Below are 16,015 nucleotides of genomic sequence, written 5' to 3'. Positions count from 1 at the left end.
AAGGGCATTACAGCATGGTGAGGGACATGAGGGAACACGCCTGGATCACCGAGTCGGCCCACACCACGCTGGAGGGGCGGTTGCTCTACGTGCGCTGCGCGCACTGCGGGATCCGCCGGATGGATCTGCAGGCGGGCGCCGAGCAGCCGCCGAGCGCCGCGAGCCGCCTGATCGCGAGCCGCCCGATCACCAGCCGCCCGGTCGAGGCCGTCGGCCAGCTCCCGGGAGCGGGCGCCGGGTGTGCGCCGGCGTCCAAGCTCTGTGCCCTGAATCACTAGGTCGGGGCGCGCCCTCCGGTGGAGAGTCGAGGGAACATCACCCAGCACAGCGGAGGGCACGGCATGGAAGAGCAGCAGCAGAGCGTGATCGTCGTCGGAGCCGGTTCGGCCGGATCCGTGGTGGCGCGGCGGCTCGTCGACGCGGGGGTCGACGTCGTCCTGTTCGAGGCCGGCGGCGAGGACACCAACCCGGCGATCCACGACGTCGGACGCCTCGGCGAGCTCTGGCACGGCCCCGACGACTGGGACTACTACACCGTGCCCATGGAGGGCACCGCCGGTCAGGCCATCCATCTCCCGCGCGGCCGCGTGCTCGGCGGCTCGCACGCGCTCAACGCGACCATCTGGGTCCGCTGCGCGCCCAGCGACTTCGACGGCTGGGCCGAGCAGTGCGGACCCGAGTGGGCGTGGGAGAACGTCCTGCCGGTCTACCGGGCGATCGAGGACTACTCGGGCGGGGCCGACGAGTACCACGGCGTCGGCGGGCCCATCCCCGTGGACAACGACTACGAGCTCGCGCCGATCCACCAGTCGATCCTCGACGCCGCCGTCGAGTCCGGCGTCCGCTACAACCCGGACTACAACGGAGAGTACCTGGACGGCGTCTCCAAGGAGCAGGTCAACATCCGCGACGGCGAGCGGATCAACACCTGGAAGGGCTACCTCAAGCCCGTCCGGGACCGGCTGCGCATCGTCACCGGGGCGGAGGTCCACTCGGTGATCGTCGAGGACGGTGCAGCCGTCGGCGTCCGCTACCGGCTGGGCGGCGAGACGGCCGAGGCGCGCGCGGACCGTGTGGTGCTGGCCGCCGGCGCACTCGGCTCGCCGCAGATCCTGCTGCGCTCCGGGATCGGCCCGGCGGCCGAGCTGGCGGAGGCCGGCGTCGAACCCGTCCACGACCTGCCCGGCGTCGGCAAGAATCTCCACGACCACCTGCTGGCACCCGTGATCGGGCGGACCACCGCCCGCGACATCGAGGCGCCGCTGGCCGGCGTGTCCGTCACGCAGACCCACCTCTTCGCGCGGAGCCGGCCGGACCTCGACGCCCCGGACACGCAGCCCATCTTCTTCTCCGTGCCCATGTACTCCCCGGGCATGGAGCCGGTGGAGGGCTCGGCGTTCACGCTGCACTCCGGGATCGTCGCGCCGAGGAGCCGCGGGGAGATCCGGCTGACCGGGCCCGGCCTGGATGACCCGGCGGCGATCGACCTCGGCGCCCTCTCCGATCCCGCGGACCTCGAGGCGTTCCTGTTCTCCCTCAAGCAGTGCCGCGACATCATGCGCCAGCCGGCGCTCGCCGAGGGCTGGGGCGCCGTAGAGGTCTACCCGGGCCCGGACGTGCGGACCGATGAGCAGCTGGTCGACTACATCCGCAGGAACGCGGTCACCTACCACCACCAGGTAGGCACGTGCCGGATGGGAACGGACGACGGCGCCGTGGTGGACCCGCGGCTGAACGTCGTCGGCGTGGCGGGGCTGAGCGTGATCGACGCGTCCATCATGCCCACCGTCACCACCGGCAACACCAACGCGCCGTCCATCCTGATCGGCGAGAAGGGCGCACGGTTCCTGTTGGAGGAGCTGGTCGGGGCGAGCGCGGCAGCCCCGGCCGAGCCTGCGCTGGCCTCCGCAGCAGATCGCGCAGCGGGCCGTTAGTCATAACGGATCGCCTGCGGATCATGAGTAACCGGAGTTCACCCCGACCGCACGGGCTGCGGCTGCACCTCGCCCCGTTTGCGCTCGGCGTCGGCATCCGGGCGGTGCGCGGGCCCGAGCCCCTACGATGGAGTGAGCCGGTTCACGGTGGCTCTTCACAGGGAGCCCGTGGGCGCGGTACATTCGTAGCAGTAAATGAATCGCCTTCATTTCGTTGGCTCGATGCCGGACGGCACGCCACCAGATCTCACCCGTGATCGCGGCCGGCCCGGCAGCAAGAGAGGAACACACATGACGGAATCGTCCGCCCTGCGGTACCAGATCCTGAACCCGGCCACCGGCCAGGTCGAAGAGACTTTCGAGACGGCTACCGACGCCGACGTCGCGGCCGCCCTCGACACCACCCAGGCCGCCTACGCCGAATGGGGCGCACGCCCCATGGCCGAGCGCGTCGCCATCGGCCAGAAGATCGCGGAGCTGTTCTACGAGCGCAAGGAGGAGCTCGGCCGGATCGCCACGCGCGAGATGGGCAAGCCCCTCTCCGAGAGCATCGGCGAGGCCGAGTTCTGCGGCGACATCTTCAAGTACTACGCGGACAACGCCGAGAAGTTCACGGCGGATCAGGAGATCGAGTCCTTCATCGGCGGCAAGGCGATCATCCAGCGCCGCCCCGTGGGCCCGCTGCTGGGCATCATGCCGTGGAACTACCCGTACTACCAGATCGCCCGCTTCGCGGCCCCGAATCTGATGCTCGGCAACACCATCATCCTCAAGCACGCCGAGACGGTTCCGGGCTCCGCCCTGGCCATGCAGAAGCTGCTCGACGACGCCGGCGTCCCGCAGGGCGTCTACCAGAACCTGTTCGCCACGCACGAGCAGATCGCCGACATCATCGCCGACCCGCGTATCCAGGGCGTCTCGGTGACCGGCTCCGAGCGCGCCGGCTCCGCCGTCGCCTCCCTGGCCGGCAAGCACCTGAAGAAGTCCGTCATGGAGCTCGGCGGGTCCGACCCGTTCGTGGTCCTGGACAGCGCCGACGTCTCCGAGACCGTCGAGACCGCGTGGGCCACCCGCATCGAGAACACCGGCCAGGCCTGCAACTCCAACAAGCGCATGATCGTCACCGAGGAGATCTTCGACGACTTTGTCGCCGGCCTCGTGGAGAAGGCCAACGGCCTGGTCCCGGGTGACCCCGCCGAGGAGAAGGAGGGCACGTTCGCGCCCCTGTCCTCCCGTGCCGCCGCGGAGAAGCTGCACGAGCAGGTCCAGGACGCCGTGTCCAAGGGCGCCACCCTGCACGTCGGCGGCGAGCTGCTCGACGGCCCGGCCAGCTACTACTCGCCGGCCGTGCTCACGGGCATCACCAAGGAGATGCGTGCCTACAGCGAGGAGCTGTTCGGCCCCGTCGCCGCCGTCTACAAGGTCGCGAACGACGACGAGGCACTGAAGCTGGCCAACGACACCGCGTTCGGCCTGGGCGGCAGCGTCTTCTCCACCGACGTCGAGCGCGCCCGCAAGGTAGCCGAGAAGCTCGAGGTCGGCATGACCAACGTCAACGCCCCGGGCGCTGAGTCCTTCGAGATGCCGTTCGGCGGCGTCAAGCGCTCCGGCTTCGGCCGCGAGCTGGGCCCGCTGGGCATGGACGAATTCGTCAACAAGCGTCTGCTCTACATCGCCGACTGACGCGCCGCGGGGCCGGCCCGTCCCCGCAGCGAACTGTCGTTTCGGGGGACGGCCGTGACCGGTCGTCCCCCGAAACGACGTTTCGTCGCAGGACGGATCGCCACACGAGGGAGGGTGGGTCGCCGGGGAACCGGCAACCCACCCTCCCTTGCTGTGTCCGCTCTGGGCCCGCAGTCGGCGACCGCCGGCTACGAGTCGAAGCCCATGCCCACCGCGTCCATCGCACGCAGCCACGGCCCGCGGCGCCCGCGGTTCCGGTCGGAGCGGATCATGGCGGCCGTCGTCGTGCGGATCCCCAGCCAGGCCAGCGGCTCCGGCGGGAACGGCAGCGGCTTCTTCCGCACGATCTCCAGCTCCGTCAGCTCCGTGCGCTCGCCGGAGAGCAGGTCCAGCATCACGTTGGCCGCGAACCGGGTGGCGCCCACGCCCAGGCCCGTGAAGCCCGCGGCCGAGGCCACGCGCCCGCCGCACGTCAGGTCGAAGAAGCTGAAGAAGCGGCTGCAAGTGTCGATTGCCCCACCCCAGCTGTGCGTGAACCGCACGTCGGCCAGCTGCGGGAAGATCGCCGCGAAGTGCTGGGCCAGGCGCCGCGCGGTCGCCGGCGAGTGCTCGTACTCCCGCCGCAGGCTCCGCCCGAAGTGGTAGAGCGCGTCGTACCCGCCCACCAGGATGCGCAGCCCCTCGGGGGTGTCGATCGGCCGGATGTAGTGGAACCGGCTGTTCATGTCCGCCAGCCCCTCGCGCCCGTCCCAGCCGATCGCCGCCTCCTGCTCCGGCGTCAGCGGCTCCGTCACGATCGCGTGGTCGTACACCGGCACCGTGTACCAGCGCAGGCGCTTGATCAGCGAGGGGTACACATTGGTCGCCAGCACCACCTGCTGCGCGACGACGTCGCCGCCGTCCGTGCGCAGGCGCACCGGCGGCCCGTCGCCGGCACCGCGGACGCGGCCCCGGATGCTGCCGCGCGACGGCTCGCCCCGGGAGCCGCCCCCGTGCTCGAGCGAGCGGACCGGCGTGTTCTCCACGATCCGGACCCCGGCGTCGAGCGCAGCCCGGCGCAGGCCCCACGCCAGCCGGGCGGGGTGGACGATCGCCGTCGAGTCGGCGTCGAACAGTCCCGCGCGGTAGAGCGGGCTGTCCAGGCGCCGGCGCAGGTCCGCGCCCTCCAGCAGCTCGCGGCCGGTCTCGGCGGCCTCCTGGCGCAGCTCGTCCACCTGGTGCGGCTCGGAGGCCAGGATCATCTCGCCCGTGGCCCGGAAGTCGGCGTCGATCCCGTAGCGCTCGAGCGTCTCCGCGATCTCGCGGACGTTCTCCGCGCCGAGCTCCTTCAGCCGCGCGTTCTCCGCCGGCGCGTGCTGCTCGCCGTTGGAGTCGCCATGCGTGAGGCTCGCCTCCAGGAAGCCGCCGTTGCGGCCGGACGCCGCCCAGCCGCAGCGAGCGCCCTCCAGGAGCACGACGTCGCGGTCCGGGTCCCGCTCCTTGGCCATCAGGGCGGCCCAGAGCCCGGTGTAGCCGCCGCCGACCACGGCGAGGTCCGTGGCGTGGGAGCCGGGGCCGGCGAGGGCGCCGGGCTCCCCGAACGCGGGCAGCGCCTCGGGTGCGTCGGCGGTGTCCCACCAGTAGACGGCCTCGCGGACGCCGGCGAGGTTGCGCGCGGCCAGGCCGGCCGGCACGTCCCGCTCGGCGGCGTCGAACGCCGTCTCGTGCGGGCCGCGCAGCCACGCGCCGAGCCCGCGCAACCCGGCTCGCGTTGCACCAGTTCGTCCTGCGGCAGGGCGCTCTGTGCTGGCCCGCGCCGTGCCGGACCCTCCGGTGTCGGTCCGTGTCCCGTCCGCCCGTGCTGCCTCTGTCTGTGCCACTCCGCCGTCCCCTACAGCCGGGTCCAGGCTTCGGTGAGCACGCCGCGCAGGATCTGCTCGATCTCGTCGAACTCGCCCTGGCCGATCGTCAGCGGCGGCGCCAGCTGGATGACGGGGTCGCCGCGGTCGTCGGCGCGGCAGTACAAGCCCGCGTCGAAGAGCGCATGGGAGAGGAACTCGGCGAGCAGGTGCTCCGACTCCTCCTCCGTGAACGTCTCCTTGGTCTTCTTGTCCTTGACCAGCTCGATCCCGTAGAAGTAGCCGGTGCCGCGGACGTCGCCGACGATCGGCAGGTCGGTGAGCTTGGAGAGCGTCGCCTTGAAGGCGGGGCCGTTGTCCTTGACCCGCTGGTTCAGGCCCTCGCGCTCCATGATGTCCAGGTTGGCCATTGCGACGGCGGCCGAGACCGGGTGCCCGCCGAACGTGTAGCCGTGCAGGAACGTCGTGTCGCCCCGGGAGAACGGCTCGAAGAGGCGGTCGGAGGCGATCATCGCGCCGATCGGCGAGTAGCCGCTGGTCATGCCCTTGGCGCACGTGATGATGTCCGGGGTGTAGCCGAAGTCCTGGCACGCGAACATCGAGCCGATGCGGCCGAACGCGCAGATCACCTCGTCGGAGACCATGAGCACGTTGTACTCGTCGCAGATCTCGCGGATCCGCTGGAAGTAGCCCGGCGGGGGAGTGAAGCAGCCACCGGCATTCTGGACCGGCTCCATGAACACCGCCGCCACGGAGTCGGGGCCCTCGAACTCGATGGCCTCGCGGACGCGCTCGGCGGCCCACAGGCCGAAGGCCTCCTCGTCGTCGGCGAACTGCTCCGGCCCGCGGTAGAAGTTGGTGTTCGGCACCCGGAACGTGCCGGGCACCAGGGGCTCGAACGGGGTCTTCATCCCCGGCAGGGACGTGATCGCCAGGGCGCCCTGCGGCGTGCCGTGGTAGGCGAGGGCGCGGGAGATGACCTTGTACTTGCCCGGGTTGCCGGTGAGCTTGTGGTACTGCTTGGCCAGCTTGAACGCGGACTCGACGGCCTCGCCGCCGCCGGTGGTGAAGAAGACCCGGTTCAGGTCCCCGGGCGTGTAGTGGGCCAGGCGCTCGGCGAGGTCGATCGCCGGCTCGTGCGCGTAGGACCAGAGCGGGAAGAACGCGAGCTTCTCCGCCTGCTTCCGGGCGGCCTCGGCGAGCTCCTCCCTCCCGTGGCCCACCTGGGCCACGAAGAGCCCGGCGAGGCCGTCGATGTAGCGGCGGCCGGCGTCGTCGTACACGTGGTGGCCCTCGCCGCGGACGATGGTCGGCACGCTGCCGCCCTCGATCAGCCGGGAGTGCTGGGCGAAGTGCATCCACAGGTGGTCGCGGGCAGCCTGCTGCCGGTCCGTGCCCCGGGGCGTGGTGCCCGGTCGGGTGGCCGCGGCGGTGGTGGCGCCGGCGGGCGCGGGTCCGGCGGTCGCGGGTCTGGTGGTGCTGTGGGTGGTGTCTGCGATGGTCATTTGGTACCCCAGTCGTATTCCTGTTTGCGGAGGGAGAGGTAGGTCAGCGTCTCCGACGACGCGACGCCCTCGATCTGGCGGATGGTGTTGATGGTCTGCAGCAGGTCCTCGTCGTCCGTGCAGACGACCTCGGCGAGGATGTCCACGCGGCCGGCGGTCACGAGGCAGTAGTCCACGTTGGGGAGCTCGGCCACGCGGTCGGCGGTGGCGGTGAGGTCGCCGTGGCTCTGGATGAGGACCATGGCCTGCCGGGTGAAGCCCAGCTGCATCGGATCGGTGACGGCGACGATCTTCATGACCTGCGCGTCGATGAGTTTCTGGACCCGCTGCCGCACGGCGGCCTCGCTCAGCCCGACCTCCTTGGCCACGGCTGCGTAGGACTGGCGCCCGTTGCGCTGGAGCTCCTCGATGATGGCCCGGGAGATCTCGTCCTGGACCAGGAACTCGGCATTGGACTGCACGGCGTCGCGAGTCACGTCAGTATCACCTTCTTGTGCTGAGCGGCCGTCGTCCGCCGCGGGGAGGCGGGAACCGCCGGTGTGTGATGTCGACCATAGTGGCGGGGCGGGCGCTTGGGAAGGGAAAACGACGTCGGAATCGAAAATCTCGACTGAATCAGTTGCGAAATTGAAAATTTACACACGAAACCCTTGTCTGCGCGTCGGGACGATGGCAGGATGTGGGGCACATCACATCCGGCCGTATCGCCGGGCCGTCCCGCAACGACGCACCACGAGGAGCCGCTCCATGGCACCGCAGCCTTTCAACCGCCGCCGCCCGTCCAACGATCCCCGCCTCGACCGGCTGGTCTCCGCCCAGCTCAGCCGCCGCCGCCTCCTCGGCGGGGCGGGCGGCCTGGGCCTGGCCGGCCTGCTCGCCGCCTGCGGAACCTCCGGCGCGAGCACCGGCGGCGGATCCTCCGCGGCCGCGCTGACACCCGCGAAGGACGTCTCCGCCGAGGAGCCCGTGGTGAACTGGGCGAACTGGACGCTCTACCTGGACTACGACGAGCAGACGAAGAAGTACCCGTCGCTGGAGCAGTTCATGGCGCAGTCCGGCCTGACGGTCAACTACTCCGAGGACGTCGACGGCAACGACTCCTACTACGGCAAGGTCCAGGCCCAGCTCGCCCGCGGGCAGGACATCGGCCAGGACATCGTCACCCTGACGGACCACATGGTCGCCCGCCTCATCCGCCAGGGCTACACGCAGGAACTCGACCACGGGAACATCCCCAATGCCAAGAACCTGCTCGCGACCCTGCAGGACGTGGACTTCGACCCGGGCCGCAAGCACTCCCTGACCTGGCAGTCCGGCTTCGCCGGCATCGCCTGGAACAAGGAGAAGGTCCCGGGCGGGCTCAAGTCCATCTCCGACCTCTGGAACCCCGAGCTGAAGGGACGCGTCGAGGTCCTCGACGAGAAGCGGGACACGATCGGCTTGATCATGCTCGAGCAGGGCGTGGACATCACCGGCGACTGGGGCGCGGACGAGTTCGGCAACGCGACCGACCTGCTCGCCGAGCAGATCGCCAACGGCCAGATCCGCCAGGTGCGCGGCAACTCCTACAAGGAGGACCTCGTCTCCGAGGACGCGCTGGCCGTCATCGGCTGGTCCGGCGACATCACGCAGCTGAACTTCGAGGAGGGCGACAAGTGGGAGTTCGCCATCCCTGAGGCCGGCGGCACCCTCTGGAGCGACAGCATGCTGGTGCCGATCGGCGCCCCGCACAAGTCCAACGCCGAGCAGCTCATGGACTACTACTACGACCCCCAGGTCGCCGCGACCGTGGCCGCCTACGTGAACTACATCTGCCCGGTCGAAGGCGCCCGCGAGGCGATGGAGGGGATCGACCCCACGCTGGTGGACAACCCGTTGATCTTCCCGACTGACGAGTTCCTGGCCAACGTCAGCATCATCCGGACGCTCGATCCCGAGGAGGAGACCGAGTTCTCCTCGATGTTCGCCGAGGCGATAGGCGTCTGAGCATGACGACGCAGCACCTGACCCACACAGCACCGAAACCGGCAGCAGACCGCAGGGGAGCCGCACCAGTGAGCACCGAAGCAACCACCACGGCCGCGACCGACCAGCAGGACGGTGGCGCCGTCGTCCCCGGGGCCTCCGGGGGAGCGGACCTGGTGATCGAGCACGTCAGCAAGCGGTTCGCGGCGTTCACCGCGGTCGACGACCTCTCGCTGACCATCCCGTCCGGCTCGTTCTTCGCACTCCTGGGCCCGTCCGGCTGCGGCAAGTCGACGACGCTGCGCATGGTCGCCGGCCTCGAGCAGCCCTCCGAGGGGCGCCTGCGCATCGGCGACGAGGACGTCACCGACCTGCCCTCCCACCGGCGGCCCGTCAACACGGTCTTCCAGTCCTACGCGCTGTTCCCGCACATGTCCGTCCTGGACAACGTGGCGTTCGGCCTCAAGCAGCGCAAGGTGCGCGACGCCGTCGCACGCGCCAAGGAGGCCCTGGAGCTGGTGGAACTGGGGCACCTGGCCGGCCGCAGGCCGGCCCAGCTCTCCGGCGGGCAGCAGCAGCGCGTGGCCCTGGCCCGCGCGGTGGTCAACAAGCCGCAGGTCCTGCTGCTCGACGAGCCGCTCGGCGCCCTGGACATGAAGCTGCGCCGGCAGATGCAGGTGGAGCTGAAGCAGATCCAGACGGAGCTCGGGCTCACGTTCGTCCACGTCACGCACGACCAGGAGGAGGCCATGACCATGGCCGACGTCGTGGCCGTCATGAACGAGGGGCGGATCGAGCAGATGGGCGCCCCGCGGGAGCTGTACGAGCTGCCGCGCACGGCGTTCGTGGCGAACTTCCTGGGCAAGTCCAACCTCATGCACGGCACGGTGGTGGGCCGCGAGGGCGACTACCTGCTGGTCGAGGCCGCCGGCGGCGTCCAGCGGCTGCGGACCGACCGCGCCGTGGCGCACGACGGTGCCGTGGTGCTCGGCGTGCGCCCCGAGAAGATGCGCATCTTCACCTCCGGCGAGGAGACCGTCCCGGCCGGGCACAACCGGCTCGACGGCACCATCATCGACGCGTCCTTCACCGGCGTCTCCACCGAGTACCTCGTGGACGTGCCCGGCGTCGGGACGGTCGGCACCTTCACCCAGAACATGGGCCAGGCCACGGGGCGCGCCGGCGACCCGGCCGTCATGTGCTGGGACCCGGACTTCACGTTCGGTCTGGCGGGGGACGACGACGTCGCCGCCGGGGCGGCGGAGCGGGACGCATGAGCGCCCCCGCCGTGCGACGGCCGGAGCCGAAGCGCCCGGAGCCGGCCGCGGAGCTGTCCGCCACCGAGCGCAGGGCGGAGAAGGCGCGGGGCCGGATCGGCGTCGGGCTGATCGTCCCCGGGTTCGTCTACCTGCTGCTGTTCTTCGCGGCGCCGGTGTTCGTGCTGCTGGCGATGTCGCTGTACGCGAAGCCGCCCGGCGCCGAGACGGGCGTCTTCGTGCCCGCGTTCGAGATCTCCAACTACGCCGTCGCGCTGAGCCAGTACTGGGAGCCGCTGGTGCGGTCTTTCCTCTTCGCGGGCATCGCGACCGTGCTGGCGCTGCTCATCGGGTACACGATGGCGTACCTGGTGGCGGTCCGGCTGCGGCAGCACAAGCTGCTCGCCTCGATCCTGCTGGTCATCCTGATCGCCCCGTTCTTCTCGAGCTTCGTGCTCCGCACGCAGGCGTGGAAGCAGATCCTCGCCGACGAGGGGTTCGTGGTGGAGGCCCTGCGGTTCGTCGCGATCCTGCCCGAGGACGGGCGGCTCACGGCGACCTCGATCGCCGTCGTCGCCGGCCTGACCTACAACTTCCTGCCGTTCATGACCCTGCCGATCTACGCGAGCCTGGAGCGGCTGGACACCCGCCTCCTGGAGGCGGCCGGCGACCTGTACGCGTCGCCGATGACCGCGTTCCGCCGGGTGACGCTGCCGCTGTCCATGCCGGGCGTCTTCGCGGGAACCCTGCTGACGTTCATCCCCGCCTCCGGCGACTACATCAACGCCGCGATCCTCGGGAACAACCGGGACACGTCGATGATCGGCCAGGTGATCGACTCGCGGTTCTTCCAGATCGTCGACTACCCGATGGCCGCGGCGCTCTCCACCGTGCTGATGGTGGTCATCCTGATCCTGGTCATGCTGTACATCCGCAAGTTCGGCACGAAGGAGCTGTTCTAGATGGGCCTGAAGCAACGGATGGGCCGCTGGCTGGTCCCGGTCATCGGCGGGCTCGCGTTCGTCTACCTGCTGGTGCCGATCGCGTACATCTTCGTCTTCTCCTTCAACGACGCCGCCCGCACCAACCTGACGTGGCAGGGCTTCACGCTGGCCAACTGGAAGAACCCGTGCGGGGCGCCGAACATCTGCGACGCGCTGGGCAACTCGCTCTCGGTGGCGTTCGTGGCGACCATCATCGCGACCGTGCTGGGGACCGCGATCGCGCTGGGCCTGGCCCGGTACAAGTTCCGGTTCCGGAAGCTCGCGGACATCCTGATCATCCTGCCGCTGGCGACGCCGGAGGTGGTGCTGGGCGCCTCGCTGCTGGCGCAGTTCCTGAACCTGGGATGGGAGCTGGGGTACTGGACCGTGGTCCTCTCCCACGTCACGTTCTGCATGGCGTTCGTGGTGGTGACCGTCCGGGCGCGCGTCTCGGCGCTGGACGGCCGGCTGGAGGAGGCCGCCGGCGACCTGTACGCGTCGCCGCGGACGACCTTCTGGAAGGTGACGTTCCCGCTGCTGCTGCCGGGCGTCGTCGCAGCCGCCCTGCTGAGCTTCGCGATGAGCTTCGACGACTTCATCATCGCGAACTTCAACTCCGGCAGCTTCGACACGTTCCCGAAGTTCATCTACGTCGCCGCCACCCGCGGCATCCCGGCACAGGCCAACGTGATCGGCTCCGGCATCTTCCTCATCGCCCTGGCGATCGTGGTGATCGGAACCGTGGTCTCCTACCGCCGGCAGAAGGCGCTCGCTGCCCGGTAGGACTCCGGCGCAACGCTTGCGAGGGCGCAGCGAGCCGTCGTTTCGAGGGACCAATGCGCGAATTGATCCCCCGGATCGACGGCTCGAGCTGTGCCCGGGGCCGGGCAGGGGGCTCCTACGTGAACTCCTGCTCCACCGAGACGAAGGGGACGAAGTAGGAGAAGTCCTCGCCGTGCTGCCACTCGTCGAAGGGGACGAAGCGGAAGAAGACGTGGGCGATGATGAGCGCCATCAGAGGGATCAGGGCGACCACGATTCCGGTGATCCGCAGACTCCGGGCCGCCGTCGCCTCTTCGGACGCGAACCGGAGTGCACTACTGATCAGCGTGATCGCAACCCGCGCGACGATCAGCTTGAGTTAACTTGTCGGTGGGTGGGTTCCCCTGCGCCTCAATAAGGACCATCGCAAGCGCGGGCTGGCCAGAGAGCATTGTCGGACGAACACCCGCAGTCCAAGCGGCCGAGTCACAGTGGCGAATTGGCGATCCGGACGCACTCCGCCCGGAGAGCGGCAAGTTCCCCGAGTCGAGCCGGGTTCCCTTGGAGGTTCAGCAAGGGACGATGCTTTCTGATGAGCGCCAGCTCTTGGGCCTCGTGGTCAGTCGAGGCGCTGATCCAATTTACGAGGAGGTGCTGGTTGATCCAATGAACGATGGCGTCAGTATCGGTGGGAGGAAACGAGTAGTTCCGTGTATTGCCGCGGCCCGTGAGACTGCCTGCCACCGGTCTGTATCCGAGGACGGCGCCGATGCTCCGGAAGAAAGTGCCGTGTCCCCGCCCACGGAGTTCTTGCCCCAGGAGGCGCCGCTTCAGGCTCTGCCGCGCGATGCCGACATACAGCAAGTCGTGCCCTCTCAACTGACTGAGCGCCGCGAATGGCTCAGGCAGTGAAGACCTTTCGTGGATCCGAATCGCATACAGGCCCGGTTCATTTGGAACCTCGGGGTCAATTGACCCGGCCGGCCGGAAGGCTCGCTCCTCCAGGAGCAGTGATTCGAGCCGGCCTACAGCAGCGGGCCGTTCAACAGCGGAGACGGTGATCGGGCCCCCGACTTCCCTATCAGGTTGTGTAGCGTGGGAGCACAGGAAAGCAGCATCATCGCCCCACGCGCAGAGCGAGACAGTGCTCCCCGACCGGCTGAATAGACGGGGGTAGTTTTTCGTTCGGCCGTGGATCTGAAATGGTGTCACCGGAGAGCCATCTCGCTTCTTGTAGGCCCCGCGCGCATTGACCTCCGCCGCGATCTCCGTAGTCGTCATCGGCCGTCCTGTTTCGAGCAGGATCTCGTTGATCGCTTCGTGAAGCGTCATTTCCCCTCCTGAGCAGGAAAGTTAAACGTCAGGAGACGAATCGTCGAATCGACACCCCCCCTTCGACCCTAGCCGCAGCCCCGGGGCACGGAAAGAGGGAACCTCGTGCCGGTGCTCCGGGCACGGTCAACGCCAACCGAGCTCCGGTGCCACGTGCTCCAGGATCGACTCGATCACGTGCGCGTTGTAGTCCACGCCCAGCTGGTTCGGCACGGTGAGCAGGAGTGTGTCCGCCGCGGCGATCGCCTCGTCCTCGCGGAGCTTGGCGACGAGCTCGTCGGGCTCGCCCGCGTAGCTGCGACCGAAGACGGCGCGCGTCTTCTCGTCGATGTTGCCGACCTGGTCCGAGCTGTAGCGGTCGCGGCCGAAGTAGGCCCAGTCGCGCTCGTCCGTTAGGGCGAAGATGCTGCGACTGACCGAGACGCGCGGCTCGCGCGCGTGGCCGGCCTCCTTCCACGCCTGGCGGTAGATCTCGATCTGCTCGGCCTGCTGGACGTGGAAGGGCTTGCCGTTCTCGTCGTCCTTGAGCGTGGAGCTCTGCAGGTTCATGCCGAGCCTCGCCGCCCACTTCGCAGTCGCCGTGGAGCCGGAGCCCCACCAGACGCGGTCACGCAGACCGGGGGAGTGCGGCTCCACGCGCAGCAGGCCGGGCGGGTTCGGGAACATCGGCCGCGGGTTGGGCTCGGCGAACCCCTCGCCCTCGATGACCTCCAGGAACCGCTCGGCATGCTGGCGTCCCATATCGGCGTCGGAGCGGCCCTCGGCGGGCTCGAAGCCGAAGTAGCGCCAGCCGTCGATCACCTGCTCGGGCGAACCGCGGCTGATGCCGAGCTGGAGCCGGCCGCCGGAGATCAGGTCCGCGGCGCCGGCGTCCTCCGCCATGTAGAGCGGGTTCTCGTAGCGCATGTCGATCACGCCCGTGCCGATCTCGATCCGGCTGGTCTTCGCGCCGATGGCGGCGAGCAGCGGGAACGGCGACGCATACTGCTGGGCGAAGTGATGGACGCGGAAGTACGCGCCGTCGGCTCCCAGCTCCTCGGCGGCGACTGCTAGATCGATGGCCTGGAGCAGCGCGTCGGAGGCGCTGCGGGTGGCCGAATGCGGCGAGTCGGTCCAGTGACCGAAGGACAGGAATCCGATGTTCTTCACGGTCGGCATCAACGTCGCGGGGACGGGGCCTATTCCGTCGGCCAAGCAGCGCGAGCCGCCCCGGGTGTCCGGGGCGGCTCGTCGCTGGTGCGCTGGAGTGGTGCGCGACGGAGGGGCGCGACGTCGTCGTCCGCGTCCTCCGGCTCCGTCAGGAGACGATCGCGTACAGGGTGCCGGCGACGGCGAAGCCGACCACCGAGAGCACGGTCTCCAGGACCGTCCACGTCTTCAAGGTGTCCTTGACCGACATGTTGAAGTACTTGGCGACGATCCAGAAGCCGCCGTCGTTGACGTGGCTGGCGATGATCGAGCCCGAGGAGATCGCCATGACCAGTAGCGCCAGCTGCGGCTGCGAGAGGTCCATCGACTCCACCGCCGGGGCGAGGATGCCGCTGGTGGTGACGATTGCGACCGTCGCCGAGCCCTGGGCGATGCGCATGCCGCAGGAGATGACGTAGGCGGAGACGACCAGTGGCAGGCCCGCCGCCGAGAGGGTCCCGGCGACGGCGTCGCCCACCCCGGTGGCCGAGAGGACGGCGCCGAAGAAGGCACCCGCACCGACCACCAGGAGGATCATGCCGACCGGGCGGAGGGACTCGGCGGCGATGGAGGAGAGCTGCTGCGTGGTCACACCGCGGCGGATGCCCAGGATGTACATGGCGATCAGCACGGCGACGGTCAGGGCGATCGCCGGGTTGCCGAAGAAGATCAGCGTCTGCTGCAGCTGGTTCGCCGGCAGGAAGACCGTGCCGAACGTGGCGCCGAGGATGAGGAGCATCGGCAGGCCGATGGTCGTGGCGACGGCGGCGAGCGACGGGGCCGGGCCACCGAGATCGTCCTGGGCGGCCTCGCGGTGGATGGCGGGCACCTCGACGAAGACGCGCTTGCCGATCCAGCGGCCCCAGACGATGCCGGAGGCCCACCAGGCGGGGATGCCGCAGGCGAGACCCATGATGATGATCCAGCCCAGCGAGGCCTGGAAGAAGCCGGCGGCGGCCACGGGGCCCGGGTGCGGGGGCAGGAACGCGTGCGTCACCGACAGGCCGGCCAGCAGGGGCAGCGCGTAGAGCGCCAGCGACTTGCCGCCGCGCGCCGCCGCCACGTAGACGAGCGGGGCCAGCACGAAGATGCCGATGTCGAAGAAGACCGGGATGCCGAGCACGAAGCCGGTGACGCCCATGGCGACCGGCGTGCCCTTCTCGCCGAAGATCCTCACCAGGCGGTCCAGGACCACCTGGGCGCCGCCGGAGTGCTCGAGGATGGAGCCCAGGACGGTGCCGAGGCCGATGATGAGGGTGATGTGGCCGAGGATCCCGGCGAAGCCCTTCTCGATCAGCGCATCGGAGGCGCCCAGCGGGGAGCCCACCAGTGCCTCGATCGAGATGCCGCCCACGAGGGCGACGAGGACGCCGGTGCCGACGAGCGCGATGAACGGCTCGATCTTGACCCGGATGATGAGGAAGAGCAGCACGGCGATGCCGGCCGCGGCCAGCAGCAGCAGGCCGAGGGTGTCTGACCGGAGCCAGTCGAGGAAATCAGCCATGGCAGGCCGACCTCCTTTCTATGTTCTGAGGAGAGGTGTGAGCGATACGGGTGGTGCGGGGGACT

Annotated in this window: 13 protein-coding genes; 7 read left to right on the top strand and 6 right to left on the bottom strand. The window is 69.5% G+C overall.

Annotated elements, in window-relative coordinates; genetic code table 11:
- Positions 1–26: 26 nt before the first annotated feature.
- The 3 genes from RIN46_RS00695 (at position 27) to RIN46_RS00685 (ending at position 3,617) form a co-directional block, all read left to right on the top strand.
- Positions 27–278, top strand: a complete 252-nt coding sequence (locus RIN46_RS00695) for a hypothetical protein (RefSeq protein ID WP_309080708.1) — start codon at positions 27–29, stop codon at positions 276–278.
- 63 nt (positions 279–341) lie between these two features.
- Positions 342–1,934, top strand: a complete 1,593-nt coding sequence (locus RIN46_RS00690) for a GMC family oxidoreductase N-terminal domain-containing protein (RefSeq protein WP_309080709.1) — start codon at positions 342–344, stop codon at positions 1,932–1,934.
- 291 nt (positions 1,935–2,225) lie between these two features.
- A complete protein-coding gene (locus RIN46_RS00685) occupies positions 2,226–3,617 on the top strand; it encodes an NAD-dependent succinate-semialdehyde dehydrogenase (RefSeq protein WP_309080710.1) in 1,392 nt (463 codons plus the stop codon).
- Between the two features lie 188 nt (positions 3,618–3,805).
- Here the strand turns inward: RIN46_RS00685 and RIN46_RS00680 are convergent, their stop codons facing one another.
- From RIN46_RS00680 to RIN46_RS00670, 3 genes are all read right to left on the bottom strand, one after another.
- On the bottom strand, positions 3,806–5,356 hold the full coding sequence (locus tag RIN46_RS00680; RefSeq protein WP_309080711.1) for an FAD-dependent oxidoreductase: 1,551 nt from the start codon (positions 5,354–5,356) through the stop codon (positions 3,806–3,808).
- A 131-nt stretch (positions 5,357–5,487) separates the two neighbouring features.
- The gene (locus RIN46_RS00675; protein WP_309080712.1) at positions 5,488–6,960 is read right to left on the bottom strand and encodes an aspartate aminotransferase family protein; all 1,473 of its coding nucleotides are present in this window, start codon (positions 6,958–6,960) and stop codon (positions 5,488–5,490) included.
- Entirely contained in the window at positions 6,957–7,436 is a 480-nt protein-coding gene (locus tag RIN46_RS00670) for an Lrp/AsnC family transcriptional regulator (protein ID WP_309080713.1), read from the bottom strand. The genes RIN46_RS00675 and RIN46_RS00670 overlap by 4 nt, the downstream gene beginning before the upstream one ends.
- A gap of 271 nt (positions 7,437–7,707) precedes the next feature.
- On the opposite strand from RIN46_RS00670, the gene RIN46_RS00665 reads away from it, so the two are divergent.
- The 4 genes from RIN46_RS00665 (at position 7,708) to RIN46_RS00650 (ending at position 11,947) form a co-directional block, all read left to right on the top strand.
- Positions 7,708–8,946 carry a spermidine/putrescine ABC transporter substrate-binding protein gene (locus tag RIN46_RS00665; RefSeq protein WP_309080714.1) on the top strand — a complete coding sequence of 413 codons (1,239 nt, stop codon included), beginning with the start codon at positions 7,708–7,710 and terminating at the stop codon, positions 8,944–8,946.
- A 68-nt stretch (positions 8,947–9,014) separates the two neighbouring features.
- On the top strand, positions 9,015–10,202 hold the full coding sequence (locus RIN46_RS00660) for an ABC transporter ATP-binding protein (protein WP_375141855.1): 1,188 nt from the start codon (positions 9,015–9,017) through the stop codon (positions 10,200–10,202).
- Complete coding sequence (locus RIN46_RS00655; RefSeq protein ID WP_309080715.1) at positions 10,199–11,143, top strand: ABC transporter permease; 945 nt, start codon at positions 10,199–10,201, stop codon at positions 11,141–11,143. Before RIN46_RS00660 ends, RIN46_RS00655 begins: the two co-directional genes overlap by 4 nt.
- Positions 11,144–11,149: 6 nt before the next feature.
- Positions 11,150–11,947 carry an ABC transporter permease gene (locus RIN46_RS00650; RefSeq protein WP_309080844.1) on the top strand — a complete coding sequence of 266 codons (798 nt, stop codon included), beginning with the start codon at positions 11,150–11,152 and terminating at the stop codon, positions 11,945–11,947.
- 465 nt (positions 11,948–12,412) lie between these two features.
- Here RIN46_RS00650 and RIN46_RS00645 read toward each other — a convergent pair whose 3' ends face one another.
- The 3 genes from RIN46_RS00645 to RIN46_RS00635 all read right to left on the bottom strand — a co-directional run bounded on the left by RIN46_RS00645 (position 12,413) and on the right by RIN46_RS00635 (position 15,950).
- Positions 12,413–13,258 (bottom strand): GIY-YIG nuclease family protein, encoded by an 846-nt coding sequence (locus RIN46_RS00645; protein WP_309080716.1) that lies wholly within the window; start codon positions 13,256–13,258, stop codon positions 12,413–12,415.
- 126 nt (positions 13,259–13,384) lie between these two features.
- Complete coding sequence (locus RIN46_RS00640) at positions 13,385–14,407, bottom strand: LLM class flavin-dependent oxidoreductase (RefSeq protein WP_309080717.1); 1,023 nt, start codon at positions 14,405–14,407, stop codon at positions 13,385–13,387.
- A 148-nt stretch (positions 14,408–14,555) separates the two neighbouring features.
- Entirely contained in the window at positions 14,556–15,950 is a 1,395-nt protein-coding gene (locus tag RIN46_RS00635) for a gluconate:H+ symporter (RefSeq protein ID WP_309080718.1), read from the bottom strand.
- Between the last annotated feature and the right edge of the window lie 65 nt (positions 15,951–16,015).

This window comes from Zhihengliuella sp. (assembly GCF_031178195.1).
GTDB lineage: Bacteria > Actinomycetota > Actinomycetes > Actinomycetales > Micrococcaceae > Zhihengliuella.
The sequence above is the reverse complement of the archived record's forward strand: the minus strand, read 5'-3'. Positions and strand labels throughout refer to the sequence as shown.

Bases quoted from the DNA above. Each gene is read 5' to 3' on its own strand.
- RIN46_RS00695 (WP_309080708.1), top strand. From the start codon at position 27: ATGAGGGAACACGCCTGGATCACCGAGTCGGCCCACACCACGCTGGAG.
- RIN46_RS00690 (WP_309080709.1), top strand. From the start codon at position 342: ATGGAAGAGCAGCAGCAGAGCGTGATCGTCGTCGGAGCCGGTTCGGCC.
- RIN46_RS00685 (WP_309080710.1), top strand. From the start codon at position 2,226: ATGACGGAATCGTCCGCCCTGCGGTACCAGATCCTGAACCCGGCCACC.
- RIN46_RS00675 (WP_309080712.1), bottom strand. From the start codon at position 6,960: ATGACCATCGCAGACACCACCCACAGCACCACCAGACCCGCGACCGCC.
- RIN46_RS00665 (WP_309080714.1), top strand. From the start codon at position 7,708: ATGGCACCGCAGCCTTTCAACCGCCGCCGCCCGTCCAACGATCCCCGC.
- RIN46_RS00655 (WP_309080715.1), top strand. From the start codon at position 10,199: ATGAGCGCCCCCGCCGTGCGACGGCCGGAGCCGAAGCGCCCGGAGCCG.
- RIN46_RS00645 (WP_309080716.1), bottom strand. From the start codon at position 13,258: ATGACGCTTCACGAAGCGATCAACGAGATCCTGCTCGAAACAGGACGG.
- RIN46_RS00635 (WP_309080718.1), bottom strand. From the start codon at position 15,950: ATGGCTGATTTCCTCGACTGGCTCCGGTCAGACACCCTCGGCCTGCTG.